Source organism: Micromonospora chokoriensis, from assembly GCF_900091505.1.
Classification (GTDB): Bacteria; Actinomycetota; Actinomycetes; order Mycobacteriales; family Micromonosporaceae; genus Micromonospora; species Micromonospora chokoriensis.
Genome location: NZ_LT607409.1, coordinates 6,104,420 through 6,122,525, shown reverse-complemented (window position 1 = coordinate 6,122,525; position 18,106 = coordinate 6,104,420). Strand labels below are relative to the sequence as shown.

Below are 18,106 nucleotides of genomic sequence, written 5' to 3'. Positions count from 1 at the left end.
CTCGTTGCGCTCATGCGGGTTCCTTCTGCGGGGTGTCCTCGGCGAGGGTGGCGCGCAGCGTGGTCTCCACCAGGGCGATGACGTCCTCGGCGGTGAGGCCGGCGGCCTGGGCCCGGTGCAGCCAGGCGACCAGGTCGTCGCGGAGCTCGGCCTGGTTGGGCAGGGACGCGCTGGCCAGGGTGCGCTGGACGAACGTGCCCACCCCGGGTCGGCCGCCGACCAGGCCCTCGATCTCCAGCTCCCGGTACGCCTTCAGCACCGTGTTCGGGTTGATCGCCAGGGATTGCGCGACGTCCCGAACCTTCGGCAACTGGTCGCCCGGCGTCAGCAGGCCGACTCGCAGCGCCTGTTTCACCTGCTGCACGAGCTGCATGTAGGTGTTCACCTTCGACCGGCTGTCCAGTACGAACTCGATCACTCGTGATGATCCTTCCTGTTGTCCTACGACAGTAGGACTAATAGACAGCTTCATCGGCGCGTTGACTTCTGTCAAGGCCGACGCGGCACGAGCCCGGCCCGGCCCGGCGCGTCACCGTCGACCAGCGGGCGTGTCGACCACGTGGCACCGGCGGGCCAGAGGTTGGCCCGCCCGGGTCAGCGACTCGGGAAGGACCAGGCAGCGATCCAGGCGGAAGGGGAGGTGTGCGATGGTCACCGACGAACTGACGACGCCGAGGGCCACTCCACTACAGGTGGCCCGCGCGCGCGGGCGCGTACGCGGGCGACTGATCCTGCTCGGCCCGGCGTTCGTCGCCGCGGTCGCGTACGTCGACCCCGGCAACTTCGCCACCAACTCCGCCGCCGGCGCCCGGTACGGCTACCTGCTGGTCTGGGTCGTGGTGGTGGCCAACCTGATGGCGATGCTGGTGCAGACCCTCACCGCGAAGCTGGGCCTGGCCACCGGTCGCAGCCTGCCCGAACTGTGCCGGGAACGTCTGCCCAAGCCCCTCAACAAGGCCATGTGGGTGCAGGCCGAGCTGGTCGCCATGGCCACCGACCTCGCCGAGGTGATCGGTGGCGCGGTCGCCCTGTACCTGCTCTTCGGCATCCCCCTGCTGCCCGGCGGGATCATCATCGGCACCACCGCGTTCGCCGTGCTGGCGCTGCGCTCGCGGGGCTTCCGCGCCTTCGAGATCGCCATCGCCGTCGGGCTCGGCGTCATCGTCCTGGCGTTCGCGGCGAACCTGCTCGCCGCCGGCTCCGACCCGGGATCCGCCGTGGCCGGCCTGGTGCCTCGACTCCAGGGCACCGACAGCGTGCTGCTGGCCGCCGGCATCCTCGGTGCCACGGTCATGCCGCACGTCATCTACGTGCACTCCGCGCTGACCCGCGACCGCATCCCCGCCACCGACGACACCGAGCGGCGGATCCTGTTCCGTGGTCAACGCACGGACGTGCTGCTCGCCCTGAGCGCGGCCGGCGCGGTCAACCTCGCCATGCTGCTGATCGCCGCCGCCAGCTTCCGGGGCGGCGGACCGAGTGGCGCGGACAGCCTGGAGGGTGTGCACGCCGGGCTCGGACAGACCATCGGCACCGCCGCGGCGTTCGGGTTCGCCATCGCCCTGCTGGTCTCCGGGCTGGCCTCCACGAGTGTGGGCACCTACGCCGGCGAGGTGATCATGCAGGGCTTCCTGCGGCGGCGGATTCCGCTGCTGCTGCGCCGGCTGATCACCCTCGTGCCCGCGCTGGCCGTGCTCGCCATCGGCCTCGACCCCACCCGCGCACTCGTGCTGTCCCAGGTCATCCTCAGCTTCGGCATCCCGTTCGCGCTGATCCCGGTGGTCGCCTTCACCCGCCGCCGGGACCTGATGGGCAACCTGGTCAACCACCCGCTCACCACGGCCGCCGCGTCCCTGGTGGCGGTCCTGGTGGTCGCACTGAACGCCTTCCTGCTCTGGCAGGTCGTCGCGGGCTAGGTGTGCTGCCCGGGGAGATTGGTCGAGTGGGCCGCGAGGGTCACGGACGTCCGCGAGCGTCATGACTGTGAGTCATGAATAAGACCCACAGTCATAACGCCGTTCGCAGCGTGTCGGGTCAGCCCGTGGTCGGTGGCAACGGGCGCGTCAGGTTCGTCGGCCCTCGTCGCGGGTCGGGATCTCCTGGCGCTGTTCGAGGGCGTCGGCCGGGTCGGCGTCGGCCGGCAGCGACGTCACGTCTTCGAGCGCACCCGCCGGCAGAGCGCCCTGCTCGGCCAGGTCCGCCTCGGACGCCTCGGGGTCGACGTCACCCGACATCCGATCCGGCGGCCCGTAGTCCACGGCGCTCTGCCGTTGCTCCTGGGCATCCGCCTCCGGAGGAGGGAACGTGGCGCCCTGATCATCCCGGTACGTGCTCATCGGAGCCTCCTGCCCGGCGTGTCTCGACATGCCGCCGGGCCGCTGCCTACCCGCCGTCGCCCGTCGCACGCTTGCTACCTCTCCCGGCGGGGCACGGCGGCCAGTCCCAGCCCCAGCAGCGCGCACACCGCGCCGACCAGGAAGAGCAACGACGCGGCCGGTTGACCGAGCCACTCCCAGAACGGGTGCCAGGCCGGGTGTGGCTCGCCGCGGTGGTGGCGCAGCAGCGACGGGACGGCCAGCAGCACCGGCAGCCACCACAGCGCCACGGCCACACCCAACAGGACGCCCACGGCGCCGCCGCGCGGTGCGGAGCGGCGGCTGGCCCAGCCGAAGACCCACCACCCGGCCACCGCGCCCAGCAGCGTGCCGAGCACCCCGGCGGGGACCACCAGCGGCGGTGGCGCGCGGTGCAGCTCGACCGCCAGGTAGGAGGCGTCGGCGGTGGTCTGCGAGGAGATCGAGGCGTTCAGGATGGTGTCACCGCGTCGAGCGACCAGCGTGGTGTCGGTGATCGCGAGCGGGGTGGCGCACACCTTGTCCGCGCAGCTGATGCCCTCGGCCACCGGTGGGTCGTACACCGTCCAGCCGGCATCGGTGAGGCGGTCCCGGGCCACCGCGACGATCTGTTCGGCGGGCACCGGCGGCGCGCCGACTGCGGCGGCGCTGGTGGCGCTCTCCTGGTACTCACCGCCGTCACCGAGCACCAGCGTCTTCACGGTGCCCGGACGCAACGCGTGCCCGTAGACGACGAAGAGCGCGGGCGGGGTGTCGATCTCGCCGAGGTCGTGGCCGGGAAAGGCCATGGTCAGGACGGCGCCGGCCTCGGCCCGGTCGGGTTGCGGCCGGGACGTCTCCCAGGCGGCCCGACTGGCCGACGCGCCGGTGAAGAGGCCGCACACGACAGCGGCGAGCGGCACCCAGACGACAGCCGCGCCGGTGCTCGGACGGCCCAGGCGGTGGAGAAGCCGCCGCCCGAACGGGCGGGCCGCGGAGGTGTCGGTCCCGGGCATGATCATCCCTCCGATCGAGAACGAGGCGGAGCGACGGTACATCGACCAGGGGTGTGGACGCGTGCCCGCGACTGCCGCCGTCGGTGGTCGGCATCGGACAAGATGGGCGGGTGGCCGGAGCACGGCCGCGACGAGGAGGATGGCGATGCGGGTACGCGGGCGGTTGAGCGGGGGACGGCGCGCCCGGGTGGGGGCGGCGCTGGGGGCCTTGCTCACCGGCGTGGTCGTACCGACGGTGGCGCTGACCCCGGGGGTGGCGGTCGCGGCGGCGGTCGGCACGCCGGTGTGCCAGATCCGCGACGACCGGCTCCGCGAGCTGTCCGGGATGGTCGCCACGGACGACGGGTACGTGGTCGTCAACGACGGCGCCGACGACGAGGCCCGCCGTCGGATCTTCTTCCTCGACCAGCGGTGCGCTGTGGTCCGGGCGGTCTCCTACCCGTCCCGGCCCAGGGACACCGAGGACCTGGCCGTCGGCCGGGACGGCACCGTCTGGGTCGCCGACATCGGCGACAACGACCGTTCGCGTACGACTGTCGGGGTGTGGCGGCTCGCACCGGGGGCGGAGCGGCCGGTGCTGCACCGGATGACCTACCCGGACCGCCCGCACGACGCCGAGGCGTTGCTGCTCGACGCCGACGGCCAACCGATGGTCATCACCAAGGGTGGCAGCGGCACCGTCTTCCTGTACCGCCCGACCGCCGCGCTGCGACCGGGGGCGACGACGCCGCTGGCCCTGGCCGGCCAGGTGACCCTCCCGACGACGACGACCAGCAACCCGTTCTCGTTCCTCGGGCGGGGTGTGGTCACCGGCGCGGCGACCGCGCCGGACGGGCGTCGGGTGGTGCTGCGCACCTACGCCGACGCCTTCGAGTACGACGTCCCCGACGGGGATGTGGTCAGGGCGTTGACCTCCGGCACCCCCAGGAGCACGCCGTTGCCGGACGAACCCCAGGGCGAGTCGATCACCTACAGTCGCGACGGCGGGTCGCTGCTCACCGTCTCCGAGTCCGCCGACCAACCGCCGGGTACCCGTCCGACGATCCTGCGCTACCCGGCCACTGCCGAGACGGCACCGACCACGGGCCCGACGGGCTCCACCGGCCCGGTGGCGCCCACCCACGTTCGCCCCATCGCCGAGGACGGCATCGGGCCGGGCGGCCGTACCTGGCTGCTGGTCGCCGGCGCCGGGACACTGCTGGCTCTGCTCGGGCTGGCCGGTGCGCTGCGGTGGAGGCACACCGCACGCCGCTGAGCGGACGGGGCGGTGCGGCAGGATGGGCCCATGTCCACGCTGTCCACGCTGCGTCACCCGATCATCGCCGCTCCGATGGCCGGCGGCCCGTCCACGCCCGCGCTCGCGGCCGCCGTCTCCGCGGCCGGAGGGCTGGGCTTCCTGGCCGCCGGGATGATCGACGCCGGCCGGCTGGCCGCCGACGTCGCCGAGGTCCGCGCCCGCACCGACCGGCCGTTCGGGGTCAACCTCTTCCTGCCCGACCCGGGCGACGTCGACGAGGCCGCCGTCCGGGCGTACGCCGAACGGCTCGCCCCGCAGGCCGCCCAGCGCGGCGTCACCCTGGGTGATCCGGTGGGCGGCGACGACGCGTACCCGGAGAAGCTGGCCGCACTGCTCGCGGACCCGGTCCCGGTGGTGTCCTTCGTGTTCGGGCTGCCTGACCGGGCGGCGGTGGCAGCCCTGCGTGAGCGGGGCACCGAGGTGTGGGCCACCGTCACCCGCCCGGAGGCCGCCACGGCCGCCGCCGACCTCGGTGTGGACGCGGTCGTGGTGCAGGGCACCGAGGCCGGTGGCCATCGCGGCGGCCTGCCGGACGACGACGACTACGCGTTGCTGCCGTTGCTCCGGCTGACCGCCGCCCGCTGCGACCTGCCACTGGTGGCGGCGGGGGGCATCGTCGACGGCCCGGCGCTGGCCGCCGCGCTGGCTGCCGGCGCCACCGCCGCGCAGCTCGGCACCGCCTTTCTGCGGTGCCCGGAGGCGGGCAGTTCGCCGATGCACCGGGAGGCGGTGGCCGGTACCGCGCCCACCGCGTTGACCCGGTCGTTCACCGGCAAGCGGGCCCGGGGCGTGACCAACGACTTCCTGCGCCGGCACGACGCCGCGGCGCCGGCCGGTTACCCGCAGGTGCTGCACCTGACGCGCCCGCTGCTGGCCGCCGCCCGGCGCGACGGGGACGCGTCGGTGGCGAACGCGTGGGCCGGGCAGGCGCACACGCTGGCCCGGGACCTGCCGGCGGCCGAGGTCGTCGCCGACGTGAGCGCCGGTGCCCGGGCGGCCCTCGCCGCGCTGACCGAGAGGTCGACCCGCTGGGGGTGACCAGGGCGCCGACCGCCGGCCCGGGCGGGCGGGGCGGGAGACCCGTTAGAGTCTCGCCGTGATCGAGATCGGCGCGCAGGTCGACCTGTCCCACCCACCCGAGCGGGTATGGCTCGCATTGACCGATCGGGAACTGCTCGGCCGGTGGTTCGCCGAGGCCGAGACGCCCGAGGGCGTACCGGATCGGCTGGTGCTGCACACCGCCGGGCTGCCCGGCTTCGGGGCCGACGTCGAGGTCGAGGTGACCGACCGGCAGGACCCGGAACGTCTCGTGCTGGCCTGCGACGAGGCCGGCCGGCTCAGCGAGGTGACCTGCGACGTCACGGCCACGACGCAGGGCTGCCGGTTGGAGGTGCGGGAGGTCACCACACACGGCGGGTGGTCCGTCGAGCAGCAGAAGCCACGCGAGCAGCAACTCCGGCAGGCGCTGACCGTGCGACTGCCGGCCATCCTCGACTGGCTCGCCTTCCAGCAGGTCGACCTACGGCGCGGCGACGGCGGGATGACCACCGAACTGCCGTTGGTCGGCGCGTCCCGCAACGGGCCGGCCCGCGCCCGTCGGCGCACGGTGGCCGCCGTGCTGGTCGGGCTGGCGGTCCTCGGTGGATCGGCGGCGTGGCTGGCGCTCCCGGTCGGTGGGAAGCAGAGCGCCGCGCCTCCCGCGCCGGCGTCCCCGTCGCCGTCCGTGACGGCCGTCGCGGTCACCGCCACCCCACGCGCGACGACCTCCGTGCGTCCGTCCCGGACGGCCACGTCGCCGACCGCCCGTCCGAGTCGGACTCCGTCGGGGAAGCCGACACCGACAGCCACGGCGGCCGTGCCACCACCACCCCCGCCGCCGTTGACCGCCCGCTACGAGACCGACTCCAGCCGGCTGTTCGGCTACACCGGCGAAGTGGTGGTCGGCAACCCCGCAGCCACTCCGGCGGCGAGTTGGGCCGTGGTGGTCACCTTCGCCGACGGCAGCACCGTCGACGACGTCGAGGGCGCGGAGTCGCGACAGGACGGCAGGTCGATCACGTTCACCGGCGCGGCCCTGCCGGCGGGCGGATCCCAGACGTTCCGCTTCGACGTACGCGACAACCGGCCCAAGGCCCGGACGCCGGAGAGCTGCACGGTGGGCGGCAACCCGTGCACGGGCCTCTGACCTAAGGCCTTGCCGAATCGCCGCCCGGACTCCGCCTCGGCTCGACCGCCCTTATGAATCAGGCCTTAGGCTGCGGTCATGGCACTGCTGCACCGGGCCACACTGCGCCCCACGAAACTCGACCTGCTGGCGGCCTGGCTGCCCGACAAACCGTGGTTCACCGGGTCCATCGGGACCTCCGGCACGCTGACCGGCGCGGACGTGGTGAGCCGGGGCGCGTACCGCTTCGACGACCCGGCGGGTGAGGTCGGCATCGAGACGATGCTGGTCGGCACCGCCGACGGGCCGGTCCACCAGGTCCCGCTCACCTACCGCGCCGCGCCTCTCGACGGGGCCGAGGACTGGCTGGTCGGCACCACCGAGCATTCGGTGCTCGGCACCCGCTGGGTGTACGACGGCTGTGGCGACCCGGTCTACGCCGCCGCGCTCGCCCGCGCGATTCTCACCGGCGCCGGTCAGGCCGAGCAGTACTTCGAGGTCGACGGCCGGCGCGAGGTGCGCGAGCCGACGGTGACCATCGTGGTCAGCGGCGTCGGGGAGGCCGAGGTGCCCGCCATCGGCGCCGTGCGCCCGGTGGTCGACGAGGACCGCACGCTCATCGACACCGACGCCGTCGGGCTGGTCGTCGTGCACCGGCCGGGCGTCGGTCCCGACGGGTCGGCCGGTGCCGTGCTGGCCGGGAGCTGGGACGGTCAGCCGACGACCGTGCCGCTGGCGTACGCCAGGCTGCTCTGACCTGTCTTCGCCTGCGGTGGGCGGCCCGAGAGGGTCGGGCCGCCCACCGCGTTCACCACTGTGCCGGAGGCGGGGGCGGCGAGACGGGCGGCCGGTCGTCGCAGGTGATGGTGTTGGGCAACAGCCACGGCGCGAGCCAACCGCCGTCGTTGCCGCCCAGGTCGGTCAGCGTGAACTCGGAACCGGCCGGGGTGAAGTGGAACGATCCGCAGTTGTTGACGCCGACCGCGCCCACGTTGCGGGCGTCCACGTTGGCGAACGAGGCGGACCCGGCGGCGCGGGCGCTGACGACCGAGGTGCCGGTGCCGTCGACCCGGACGTCCCGGAACCGCACGTCGGTGATCGAGTAGAGGTCCTTCACCGGCCAGTCGCTGACCAGCATGATCGCGTTGTACGTGCTGTCGAGGTACGCGTCGCCGGTCACCTCGATCGCCGCGTCGATGCTGCGGTCCAGGGCGAAGACCCAGATCGCGCCCAGTCCGATGTTCCAGTTCAGCTCGTACGTGCCGGCGCGGGCCGTGGTGTTGCCGGTGAACCGCAGGTACCCGGTGAACGGCTCCGCGCCGAAGCGGGAACCGGCGTGCAGGCCGCTGCCCTCGCGTACCGGGTCGGCGACGAGGTTGTGCGACACGGTGGTGTCGGTGCCGCCGTAGATGGCGATGCCGTTGGCCAGGGTCGGCGACTGCACTGTGTTGTGGTCGAAGGTGTTGCGCGCGTTCGCCGTCTTCTCCGACCACATCGCCAGGCCGTCGTCGCCGGTGTTGCGGACGAAGGTGTGTGCCACCACGGAGTCGGTCACTCCGGTGTGGAAGTTGAGCGCGTCGGCGATCTGGTCGACGATGATGGTGTTGGTGACCCGCACGTTGCGCATCGGCCCGTCGAACCACACACCCACCTTGGTGTGGTGCAGGTAGAGCCCGTCGATCGTCGAGTCACTCATCGCGCCGCCGATCGCGTTGACCTGGTCGGTGTCGATGCGCTCCCGGACGTCGCCCTCGATGGCGAAGCCGGAGAGGTGGACGTTGCGGCTGCCACCGTCGGCGGCGTCCCGGCCGTAGAACCCGACTCCGGTGTGCACGGAGCCGTCCGGTGCGGGCGTCGGCAGGGCGACCTCGCGGCCCTTGATGATGGTGTGCCAGTTGCCGGCGCCCTCGATGGTCACGTCGTCGACGATGACGTGCCGGTTGACCTGGTAGGTGCCCGGTGGGAGGTAGACCTTCAGGTGGGTGCGCCGGGCGAAGGCGATGGCCTTGTCCAGGGCGTCGGCGGAGTCCCGCCGGCCGGTCGGGTCGGCCCCGAACGCCAGCACGTTCGCCGCGAGCAGCCGGACCCGCGGCGGGGCGACCAGCTCGGAGTCGAGCAGGTCGATGACCGTCCAGGCGGCCGGGCTGCCGGGTGGCGCGGTGAGCCGGATGCGGTCGCCGGCCCGGTAGGTGCGTCCGAGCAGGAGTCGCTGCTCGTCGTAGAAGTGGGTGGGCCGGAACGGCGTGCTGATGCTCGGGTACGGGGTGGTGGCCGCCGGCACGCACTGGCACTCGGTGATCCACCAGTCCGGGTGCAGCAGACCTGCCTGCGGGTCGTTGGTGAACGGGTACTGGTTGTAGAGCCACGAGTACTGCGAGGTGAGCGTCATGGTGCGCAGGTGCTTACCGTTCACGGCCACCCGCAGCGGCGCGGTGATCCCGCCGCCCTGTGGCGCGTCCGGGATGCTGTACCGCACGGTGATCCCGTTGGCCGCGCTGGGCAGGACGAACTCCACGTACTCCCCGGGGGTGAGCCGGACCGCCCGGCGGCCGGAGGCTTCCGACGGCAGGGTGTAGGCGGTCCGGTCGGGGCCGATGATCTCGCCGTTGGTGCGGGCGTTCTCGGCCTCCTGCTCGACGAAGCCGACATTCGCGCCGCGCCCGGCGACCAACGCCGGGTCGAGGGCGGCGCGGGTGACGACGGGCGTCGCGCCGGGGGAGGCGGTCGGTCGGGCGACGGCCACGCTGGGGGTGACGACCAGCAGGGTGAGGCCGGCCGCGAGCGCGGCGGCGGTGGCGGCCGGACGGCCGGGGCGTCCCCGCGCCGGCATGATGGTCCGAAACATCGGTGACCCTCCTGGGTGGATGGTGGTGGGAGGCCGGCCCGGCGCCCCCGACGCCCGGCATTGATCGTCATGATGTCAGCACCAAACACCGAGCTGCAAGGTCGCAAGCGAAGCACGAAAAGAAGCGACAATCAGGCCGCAAGAAATGGACGGTTGTCGAGTTGAGATGGCGCGCGTCGTCTGCCTCGACCCGCTCACGCCGGGCGTAGGCTGACCCTCGTGGATCAAGAAGACCGGATCGCCCTGTTCCTGGACTACGAGAACCTCGCGCTCGGCGCGCGCGACCACCGTGGTGGCGCGGACTTCGACTTCCGGCCGATCGCCGACGCGCTCGCCGAACGGGGCCGGGTGGTGGTCCGCCGGGCGTACGCCGACTGGTCGTACTTCGACGAGGACCGACGGATGCTCACCCGGTCGCACGTCGAGCTGATCGAGATCCCGCAACGGATGGGCGCGTCCCGGAAGAACGCCGCGGACATCAAGATGGCCGTCGACGCCATCGAGTTGGCGTTCGAACGTGACTACATCTCCACCTTCGTGATCTGCAGTGGGGACAGCGACTTCACGCCGCTGGTGCACAAGCTGCGCGAGCTGAACAAACGGGTCATCGGTGTCGGGGTCGAGGGGTCCACGTCGGCGCTGCTCCCGCCGGCCTGCGACGAGTTCCTCTACTACGACAGGTTGGAAGGGGTGGACATCCCACCGCCCCGCAGCGAGCGGACGCGTCCCGCCCGCCACGTCGGCGCGAACCAGCGCCCGCCCGAGCCCGAGCCCGAGGTGGACCGCCGACCCGCCGGTGCGGAGCCCGGCCGGGACGTGGACACGCTCGCCGTGCTGGTCGCCCAGACGGTGGCCGGGTTGCAGGGCAGCGCCAACGGCGAGGTCACCGCGTCCCGGCTCAAGCGCACCCTGCTGCGCAAGGACCCCACGTTCAGTGAGTCCGACTACGGTTTCCGCACCTTCGGCGAGCTGCTGCGCCACCTCGCCGAGCGCACGGTGGTCGAGCTGGCCGAAGGGCCCGCCAAGGGTGACCCGGAGGTCTCCCTGCCCGAGCACGGTGACCGGGAGGTGGCGTTCGGCCTGCTCCGGGGCGTCGTGGCGGACCTGGGCAGCGGTGGCAACCCGGTGGCGTTGTCCGGGCTGAAGAACCAGGTACGCCGGGCCCGCCCCGACTTCAGCGAGAAGAAGCTCGGCTACCGCAGCTTCCTCCAGTTCTGCAAGGCCGCTGCCACCGCCGGCGTGCTGGACCTGCGGTGGAGCCCCGAAGCCGACGACTACCTCCTGACGGCCCCGGCCTGACCTCTCCTGCGTGAGGGCGAGGGGTTGCTGATTGGCAAGTCAGGGGCGAAAAAATCACCCGTTGGTTTCGAACCACCAACGCTTGACCCGAATTGCGCCTTGATTGTCGCTCTTGCCCCGGTCCGGGCATACCTGCGCCGTACCCTCTGCGCGGGAATTGCTATACGGTCGGCGAATGAAGGTGGAGGAGCACTGGTGGAACGGGGACACGACCCCGCGCGGGCGCAGGGACGTGTACATCCGTACTGACGGGCAGGGTTGGGAGGTCCGCGCCCAGATCGGTGGGGCGTCGGGTCGTGAGCGGGTGCAGCAGTGCCCCAGCCGGGCCTCGGCGGCCATCCTCGCCGACGCCTGGCGCGGCACCCACCCATCCTGGCGCGAGCTGAAGCAGCGCTGATCCGGCACCGGGCCGGGTCGGCAACGCTCCCGGGCTCCCCCAGCCCGGCGCGCGCCGACCGGCCCGGCGCTCGGTAATCACTGACCACCTCGACTGCGGTCGGCTCGCGGGTCGTCGCTTCCGCAGCATGACGGAAGGGAACGTCCGCCAGAAGCGCCAGTGCCCAGTCCAAGATCAAGTGACGAAAAGTAGGTTCCGGGGAGCGGATTGAGCTACTTCTCATCACTTGATCAAGGCATGTCGGCGGATCTCCGTGTCCCCGCCCTCAGGCCGGGTATCCGAGAAGCCGCTGGTCGCGCGCCCGATGGAGGTCGCCCATGTCGCAGAGCCCGGACGAGGAGAACCCCAGGCTCGACGAGGAGGTCCGGGAGGCCGAGCGACGGCTCGCCGACCTCGCCGCCTCGTCGGACGACGCGCTGACCGACGACGACGCCCGGGCGCCGGACGACGCCCTCTCCGAGGAGAGCGCCGACTAGGATCGCGTGCCTCCCGGTCGCCCGGCGAGGTCAGGCGGTCGGGACCGGCAGCACGACGCCCTCGACTGCCGACCGGTGCGCCAGCTCGATCAGCTCGACGGTGGCGACGGAGTCCCGTGGGTCCACCGGCATCGGCGTGCCGTCGCGCAGCGCCGCCGCCACCTGCGCGTAGAAGGTCTGGTAGGAGCCGGGCTCGGTGGTCACCGGCCGCAGGTCACCGTCGACGCCGAGCATGCCGTACCGCTCCGCCGGGACCTCGCCCCAGCCGGGCTGGTCGGGCCGGCCGCCGGCGTGCAGCGCCGCCTCCTGCACGTCGAGCCCGTACGTCGTGTAGCCGGCCCGGTCACCCAGCACCCGCAGGCGGGGCCCGAGCTGGGCGGTGATCGCGCCCATCCAGAGGTGCGAGTGCACCCCGTTGGCGTGGGTCAACGCCACGAAGGCGTCGTCGTCGACGGCCGCGCCGGCGCGGCGACGGTCCACCTCCGCGTACACGCGGTCGACCCGACCGAAGAGCTGCACCGCCTGGTCGACGAGGTGCGCGCCCAGGTCGAAGAGAGCGCCACCGGCCTCCTCGGGACCGGCCAGCTCCCGCCAGCCCGGCTTGATCGTCGGACGGAAACGCTCGAACCGGGACTCGAAGCGCAGCACGCGCCCCAACTCGCCCTGCTCCACCAGGCGGCGGGTGGTCAGGAAGTCACCATCCCAGCGCCGGTTCTGGAACACCGTCAACGGCACCCCACGCTCGGTCGCCTCGTCGACGAGCGCGCGGCCCTCCGCGGCCGTCGCGGCCAACGGCTTGTCCACCACGACCGGCAGCCCGGCCGCGAGCGCCGCCCGCGCCATCGGCACGTGGAGCCGGTTCGGCGTCGCCACCACGACCAGGTCCAGATCGTCAGGGGTACGCCAGAACTCGTCGGCGTCGTCCACCAGGCGGGCGTCGGGAAAGAGTCGGCCGGCCTGCTCGCGCCGCTGCGGATCGCGGGTCACGATGGCGTCGAGCCGCAGCCCGGGCGTCGCGGCGATCAACGGCGCGTGGAACACCCGCCCCGCCAACCCGTACCCCAGCAGTCCGACCCGCAGCGCCTCCGCCATGCCCGTGCCTCCCTCTTCCTGGTCCGCGCCCCGATGCGGCGGCGGTACCGCGGAGAGAATCTACGCCCCGAGCGGGCGGCCGTGATCTCGACCCGGTGCTGGTCAGGCCGCTGGGTCGGCCCGGAGGTAGGTGAGGACCGCGAGTACCCGACGGTTGGTGTCGTCGCTCGGCGGCAGGTCGAGCTTGATCAGGATGTTGCCGACGTGCTTGCCCACCGCGGCCTCGGTGACGTGCAGCCGGGAGGCGATCGACGCGTTCGACCGGCCCTCGGCCAGCAGCGCCAGCACCTCGCGTTCCCGGGGGGAGAGCGCGGCGAGCGGGTCGCGCGGCCGGTGCAGGAGTTGTCGGACCACGTCCGGGTCGATCGCCGTGCCGCCGGTCGTGACCCGACGCAGCGTGTCGACGAACTCGGTGACCTCGGCCACCCGGTCCTTGAGCAGGTAGCCCACCCGCTGGCCGTCGCCGCTGTCCAGCAGCGCCGCCGCGTACCCCGTCTGCACGTACTGGCTGAGCACCACGACCGGCAGGTGGGGTTGCTCGGCGCGTAACACGACGGCCGCGCGTAGTCCGTCGTCGCGACGCCCGGGTGGCATCCGGATGTCGGTCAGCACGAGGTCCGGTTCGTGCTCGCGGGCCGCGTCCAGCAGTGCCGGCGCGGAGCCGACGGCGGCGCAGACCGTGAAGTCGAAACGGGTCAGCAACGCGACGAGGCCCTCCCGCAGCAGCACCTCGTCCTCGGCGAGCACGACCCTGGTCAGCGGCGGCACGGCAGCTCCACCCGGACCAGGGTAGGCCCGCCGGGCGGGCTGGACAGCAGCAGCCGGCCGTCCACGGCGGCGACCCGGTCGGCGAGACCGGTCAGGCCCGTACCCAGGCTCGGGTCGGCGCCGCCTCGACCGTCGTCGGACACCTCGACCACCAGGTCGCCGTCGGTCCGGGTGAGGCGAACGTCGGCGCGGGTCGCCCCGGAGTGCCGGACCACGTTGCCCAGCGCCTCGGACACCACGAAGTACGCGGTCGTCTCGACGATCTCCGGCAGTTCGCCGTCGAGGTCGGCGTGGACGGTGACCGCGACGGTGGACGCGTCGGCCAACTCCCGCGCGGCGCCGGCCAGGCCGAGGTCGGTGAGGCTCTGTGGGCGGATGCCGTGCACCAGTTGCCGCAGCATCACCATCAGTCCCCGGGCCTGGTCGTGGGCCACGGCGAGGGGCCGGGCGGCGGGGGAGTCCTCGGGTACGTCCAGCCGGGCCAGCCCGAGCTGAAGGGTGAGGCTGGTCAGCCGGGGCTGCGCCCCGTCGTGCAGGTCCCGCTCGATCCGGCGTCGCTCGGCCTCGTAGGCGCCGACCAGGCGGGTACGGGAACGGGTGACCTCGCGCAACGCCGCCGCGTCGACCGGCCAGGCCAGCGCCCAGCGGGCCACGGTGGCCTGCACGGCGGTGAACAGACCGGCCGCGTAGCAGAGGGCCGGCAGGAGCAGCACACCCACGATCGCGTACGGGACGGCTTCGGCGGTGGTCTCGATCGGCTGCCAGATCACCACCGGCTCGTTGGGGTCGCCGGCCAACCAGGGGCTGGTGATCAGCCCGACGTCGAACACCAGCAGCAGCAGGAACAGCCAGTACGTGATCGGGGTGACCCCGCCCAGCCAGAAGAGGTACGCCACCTCCCGCCATCCGGCGGCGGTGCGGTACCGGGCACCCAGGCCCGGCCACGGCGACGGAGGCAGCGGGCGGCCGTCCACGAGCCGCAGCCGCCACCGCTCGACGGCGGCCACCGGGAAGCTGACGATCGGCGCCAGCGCCAGCACGGAGAGGCTGCCGACCGCCAGGAACAGCATGAGCGGAACGCCCGGCGGGCGGTCGTGCAGCAGCAACCCGCTGACGGCGGCGAGCAGTGGCGCGCCGACGATGAGCAGCCCGATGGCGAGCACGCCCGCGATCGGCACGGTGCTGACCAGGTAGGCCAGCGCCCGCCAGGGCCAGGCGGAGATCAGCCAGTCGCGGCGGCGCAGCGCCTCGGCCAGGTGCGAAGGACGTTCCGGGGTCATGCCACAGACGCTAATCGCGGGCGAGGGGCCGTCCCAGCCGTCCAGATCCACTGTTGCGGGTAGGCCCAGCACTACCTGCCCGCGTCCGGGTGGCGTACGGCGTACGCCGGCGTTGGTAGGATGGCCGGATCATGGCGAATGAGCGCAGGGCGACCGCGGACCCGGCCCGGAGCCTGGCCATCCTCTGGCGCACCCGGGAGCCGGCCAGCCGCAGCGCGGGGCCCGGGCTCAGCGTCGAGCGGATCGTGCGGGCCGCCACCGAGATCGCCGACGCGGAGGGTCTCGACGCGTTGACGATGCGCCGGGTCGGCGAGGCGCTGGGTGTCGGCACGATGTCGGTCTACACCTACGTGCCGGGCAAGGCCGAACTCGTCGCCGTCATGATCGACAGCGCGTACGGCGAGATGCCCCGCCCCGTCGTCGAGGGCGACTGGCGGGCCCGGCTGGACCGGATCGCGCGCGACAACCTGGCGCTCTACCAGCGGCATCCCTGGATGCTGCGGGCCGAGACGACCCGACCCGTGCTCGGCCCGCACCTGATGGCGAAGTACGACCACGAGCTCGGCGCGGTCGCCGACATCGGGCTCACCGACGTCGAGATGGACGCGGTGCTCACCCTGGTGCTCGGCCACGTGAAGAGCGCGGCGCGGGCCGCCTCCGAGGTGGTCGACCTGGAACGCGAGACCGGCATGACCGACGGCCAGTGGTGGCAGTCGCACGCGCCCTGGCTGGAGACGTTCATGGCGGCCGACAGCTACCCGACCGCCTCCCGGGTCGGCACCGCGGCGGGTCAGCGGCACGGCGGCGCGTACGGCCCGGAGTACGCCTTCGAGTTCGGTCTGCAACGCGTCCTCGACGGGATCGCGGTGGTGGTCGCCGAGCGGGCGACCACCGGTTAGCCCGGCCCCGCCGTCGGGGCCAGCCGGGCCAGGGTGCGCGCCGACGGGCTGCCCGGCTCGGCGTGGTAGACGACGAGCGACTGGGTGGTGCCGCTGATGGTGAACTTCTCGTAGCGCAACTCCAACTCGCCCACCCGCGGATGCCGGAACACCCGTGACCCACCGCCGGCGCGGGCGCTGACGTCGTGGCGCGCCCACAACCGGCGGAACCGCTCACTGCCGGCCGTCAGCTCGTCGACCAGCTCGGTGAGTCGGGGGTCGTCCGTCTCGGTGCCGGCCTGCGCGCGCAGGCCGGCCACCGCGTTCGCCGCGACCGCCGTGAGAGCGGGGTACAGCGCCGGCACGCTCGGGTCCAGGAAGACGGCGCGCAGCAGGTTCACCCCGGCGCTGAAGATCGGTGCCAACGCGGTCGCCAGGGGGTTGGCGAAGAGCACGTCCAGATACCGACCGTGCACGAACGCGGGCGTCTCGGTCCACGACCCGACCAACTGCCGGACTCCCGCCGGCACCCGCTCCGGCCGTCGCGCCGGGCGGCGGGTCGGGACCGGCGCCCCGAGGCGGTGCAGGTGTGCCGTGGCCTCCGCGTCCAGCAGCAACGCGCGGGCCAGCGCGTCGAGCACCTGCGCCGACGGGTGCCGGTCCCGACCCTGCTCCAACCGCAGGTAGTAGTCGGCGCTGATGCCGGCGAGCAGGGCCGCCTCCTCACGACGCAGGCCGGGCACCCGCCGACGGCCGTGCGCGGGCAGCCCGACATCGCCCGGCCCGATCAGCTCGCGCCGGGCACGCAGGTACTCGCCGAGCGGGCCGGCCGTGCTCACCAGCCCATCGTAGGAGCGGTGACCGGCCGCCCGTCCCTGGTCCTGTCACTGCCCGGAGAACCAGGGCCCGGACGTCGCCCGCATCGGGGGACGTGCCGTCTTCGCCGGCCCGGCCCGCCGTCCCGAGCGTTCGCTCACGAAGGCGGCCCGGCCTGGGGGAACGCGCCCGGGCCCGGCTGCCCAGGTGGTACGACTGGGGCGGCAGTTGACGTCAGGGAAGGCGGGCGATGACGAACGGGCTTGCCGACCGGCTGCTCCAGCGCCGGGAGAATCCCCGCCGGACGTCGTTCCTGGAACTCTTCTTCGATCTGGCGTTCATCTTCGCGCTGACCCGGCTGTCCCGGGCGTTGCTTGAGGACACCAGCATGGTCGGCGGCTTCCGGGTGCTGATCCTGTTGGCGGCGCTCTGGTGGGTGTGGTTCGTGACCGCGTGGTCGGCGGACTGGTTCGACCCCCGGGCCCCACTGATCGTCGTACTCCTGCTCTGGGTGATGTTCGGCGGTCTGCTGATGGCCGCCGCCGTTCCCACCGCGTTCGACTCGCACGCCCCGGTGTTCGCCGCCGCCTACGTCGCCATCCACCTGGGCCGGGGCGCGCTGTTGCTCCCGGCGCTGCGGGGGCATCAGCTGCAGGTGCGCAGCGCGCGGGTGGCGATCTGGTTCGCGATCTCCGGTGTGCTCTGGATCGTCGGGGCGTTCGTCGCCCCGGCCCGGGAGATCCTCTGGGCGCTCGCGCTGCTGCTGGAGTACGCCCTCGCGCGGCTGCGCTGGCCGTTCCCGCGGCTTGGGCGCAGCACCTGGCCCGAGCTCCAGGTGAACGGGGAGCACCTCTCCGAGCGCTACCAGCAGATCTTCATCATCGCGTTGGGTGAGCTGATCCTGATCGCCGGTGTGACGTACAGCGATTCCGGCATGGACCGGGAGAGCACAGTGGCGTTCGCTCTGGCGTTCGTGACCGCGGTGGCCCTGGCCCGGCTTTACCTGGTCCCTGCCGGCACGCGGCTGGGTGCGGCCGTCGTGGCGGCCGGGCCGCCGGGCAGCATGCTGGCGCTGATGGCCGGCTACCTGCATCTGGTCATGATCGCCGGGGTCCTGGCCACCTCGGTCGCGATGGAGATGACGATCGACGACCCGGGTGCCCGCGACAACGGACAGTTGGCCGTGGGTGTGATCGGTCCCGCGCTGTTCCTGACCGCCCGGATCCTGCTCGCGGCCGCTGTCGACAGCGGTCTGCCCTGGGCGCGACTGGTCGGTGTGCCGGCCCTCATCGTGGCCGGACTGGCGACCTGGAAGCTCCCGCAGCTCGCCAGCAGCGCGGTCGTCGCAGGGGTGCTGCTGCTGATCGTCCTGTTCGACGCGATGCTCCTACCGTGGCGGGCCGCCAAGCGGTCCGGCGCGGCCGGTCGGCCGGCCCGGTAGCCGT

General features: G+C 73.0%; 18 protein-coding genes. 10 read left to right on the top strand and 8 right to left on the bottom strand.

The features are described from left to right. Nucleotides 1-10: 10 nt before the first annotated feature. Nucleotides 11-418 carry a GntR family transcriptional regulator gene (locus tag GA0070612_RS27705; RefSeq protein WP_088990593.1) on the bottom strand — a complete coding sequence of 136 codons (408 nt, stop codon included), beginning with the start codon at nt 416-418 and terminating at the stop codon, nt 11-13. Nucleotides 419-647: 229 nt separating this feature from the next. On the opposite strand from GA0070612_RS27705, the gene GA0070612_RS27700 reads away from it, so the two are divergent. After that, on the top strand, nt 648-1,916 hold the full coding sequence (locus GA0070612_RS27700; protein WP_088990592.1) for an Nramp family divalent metal transporter: 1,269 nt from the start codon (nt 648-650) through the stop codon (nt 1,914-1,916). A 147-nt stretch (nt 1,917-2,063) separates the two neighbouring features. Here GA0070612_RS27700 and GA0070612_RS27695 read toward each other — a convergent pair whose 3' ends face one another. Both GA0070612_RS27695 and GA0070612_RS27690 read right to left on the bottom strand, forming a co-directional pair. Beyond that, nucleotides 2,064-2,336: a hypothetical protein gene (locus tag GA0070612_RS27695; RefSeq protein ID WP_088990591.1), complete on the bottom strand. Its 273-nt coding sequence runs from the start codon at nt 2,334-2,336 to the stop codon at nt 2,064-2,066. A 74-nt stretch (nt 2,337-2,410) separates the two neighbouring features. Then, nucleotides 2,411-3,349 (bottom strand): hypothetical protein, encoded by a 939-nt coding sequence (locus GA0070612_RS27690; RefSeq protein WP_157742625.1) that lies wholly within the window; start codon nt 3,347-3,349, stop codon nt 2,411-2,413. A 145-nt stretch (nt 3,350-3,494) separates the two neighbouring features. Between GA0070612_RS27690 and GA0070612_RS27685 the strand changes: the two genes are divergently transcribed. From GA0070612_RS27685 to GA0070612_RS27670, 4 genes are all read left to right on the top strand, one after another. After that, on the top strand, nt 3,495-4,604 hold the full coding sequence (locus tag GA0070612_RS27685) for a hypothetical protein (protein ID WP_231924360.1): 1,110 nt from the start codon (nt 3,495-3,497) through the stop codon (nt 4,602-4,604). 30 nt (nt 4,605-4,634) lie between these two features. Beyond that, on the top strand, nt 4,635-5,684 hold the full coding sequence (locus GA0070612_RS27680; protein WP_088990589.1) for an NAD(P)H-dependent flavin oxidoreductase: 1,050 nt from the start codon (nt 4,635-4,637) through the stop codon (nt 5,682-5,684). Between the two features lie 58 nt (nt 5,685-5,742). Beyond that, nucleotides 5,743-6,831, top strand: a complete 1,089-nt coding sequence (locus GA0070612_RS27675) for an SRPBCC domain-containing protein (RefSeq protein ID WP_088990588.1) — start codon at nt 5,743-5,745, stop codon at nt 6,829-6,831. A gap of 78 nt (nt 6,832-6,909) precedes the next feature. Next, on the top strand, nt 6,910-7,566 hold the full coding sequence (locus tag GA0070612_RS27670; RefSeq protein ID WP_088990587.1) for a CG0192-related protein: 657 nt from the start codon (nt 6,910-6,912) through the stop codon (nt 7,564-7,566). A 52-nt stretch (nt 7,567-7,618) separates the two neighbouring features. Here GA0070612_RS27670 and GA0070612_RS27665 read toward each other — a convergent pair whose 3' ends face one another. Further along, nucleotides 7,619-9,655 carry a glycosyl hydrolase family 28-related protein gene (locus tag GA0070612_RS27665; RefSeq protein ID WP_088990586.1) on the bottom strand — a complete coding sequence of 679 codons (2,037 nt, stop codon included), beginning with the start codon at nt 9,653-9,655 and terminating at the stop codon, nt 7,619-7,621. Between the two features lie 219 nt (nt 9,656-9,874). Between GA0070612_RS27665 and GA0070612_RS27660 the strand changes: the two genes are divergently transcribed. The 3 genes from GA0070612_RS27660 (at nt 9,875) to GA0070612_RS31685 (ending at nt 11,827) form a co-directional block, all read left to right on the top strand. Further along, nucleotides 9,875-10,954 carry an NYN domain-containing protein gene (locus GA0070612_RS27660; protein ID WP_088990585.1) on the top strand — a complete coding sequence of 360 codons (1,080 nt, stop codon included), beginning with the start codon at nt 9,875-9,877 and terminating at the stop codon, nt 10,952-10,954. Nucleotides 10,955-11,129: 175 nt separating this feature from the next. Then, the gene (locus GA0070612_RS27655) at nt 11,130-11,351 is read left to right on the top strand and encodes a hypothetical protein (protein ID WP_030335934.1); all 222 of its coding nucleotides are present in this window, start codon (nt 11,130-11,132) and stop codon (nt 11,349-11,351) included. 317 nt (nt 11,352-11,668) lie between these two features. Continuing rightward, entirely contained in the window at nt 11,669-11,827 is a 159-nt protein-coding gene (locus tag GA0070612_RS31685; protein ID WP_157742624.1) for a hypothetical protein, read from the top strand. 30 nt (nt 11,828-11,857) lie between these two features. On the opposite strand, the gene GA0070612_RS27650 is transcribed toward GA0070612_RS31685, so the two are convergent. The 3 genes from GA0070612_RS27650 to GA0070612_RS27640 form a co-directional block, all read right to left on the bottom strand. After that, complete coding sequence (locus tag GA0070612_RS27650; protein WP_088990584.1) at nt 11,858-12,919, bottom strand: Gfo/Idh/MocA family oxidoreductase; 1,062 nt, start codon at nt 12,917-12,919, stop codon at nt 11,858-11,860. 102 nt (nt 12,920-13,021) lie between these two features. Continuing rightward, nucleotides 13,022-13,687, bottom strand: a complete 666-nt coding sequence (locus GA0070612_RS27645) for a response regulator transcription factor (protein WP_088990583.1) — start codon at nt 13,685-13,687, stop codon at nt 13,022-13,024. Beyond that, nucleotides 13,675-14,967 (bottom strand): sensor histidine kinase, encoded by a 1,293-nt coding sequence (locus GA0070612_RS27640; protein WP_088990582.1) that lies wholly within the window; start codon nt 14,965-14,967, stop codon nt 13,675-13,677. The genes GA0070612_RS27645 and GA0070612_RS27640 overlap by 13 nt, the downstream gene beginning before the upstream one ends. Before the next feature lie 131 nt (nt 14,968-15,098). Here GA0070612_RS27640 and GA0070612_RS27635 point away from each other — a divergent pair, with 131 nt between their 5' ends. Beyond that, nucleotides 15,099-15,866 carry a TetR/AcrR family transcriptional regulator gene (locus tag GA0070612_RS27635; RefSeq protein ID WP_088990581.1) on the top strand — a complete coding sequence of 256 codons (768 nt, stop codon included), beginning with the start codon at nt 15,099-15,101 and terminating at the stop codon, nt 15,864-15,866. On the opposite strand, the gene GA0070612_RS27630 is transcribed toward GA0070612_RS27635, so the two are convergent. Beyond that, nucleotides 15,863-16,684 (bottom strand): MmyB family transcriptional regulator, encoded by an 822-nt coding sequence (locus tag GA0070612_RS27630; protein WP_088990580.1) that lies wholly within the window; start codon nt 16,682-16,684, stop codon nt 15,863-15,865. The two genes, GA0070612_RS27635 and GA0070612_RS27630, sit on opposite strands and share 4 nt — an antisense overlap. 227 nt (nt 16,685-16,911) lie before the next feature. Here GA0070612_RS27630 and GA0070612_RS27625 point away from each other — a divergent pair, with 227 nt between their 5' ends. Further along, on the top strand, nt 16,912-18,102 hold the full coding sequence (locus GA0070612_RS27625; RefSeq protein WP_088990579.1) for a low temperature requirement protein A: 1,191 nt from the start codon (nt 16,912-16,914) through the stop codon (nt 18,100-18,102). Nucleotides 18,103-18,106 lie beyond the last annotated feature (4 nt).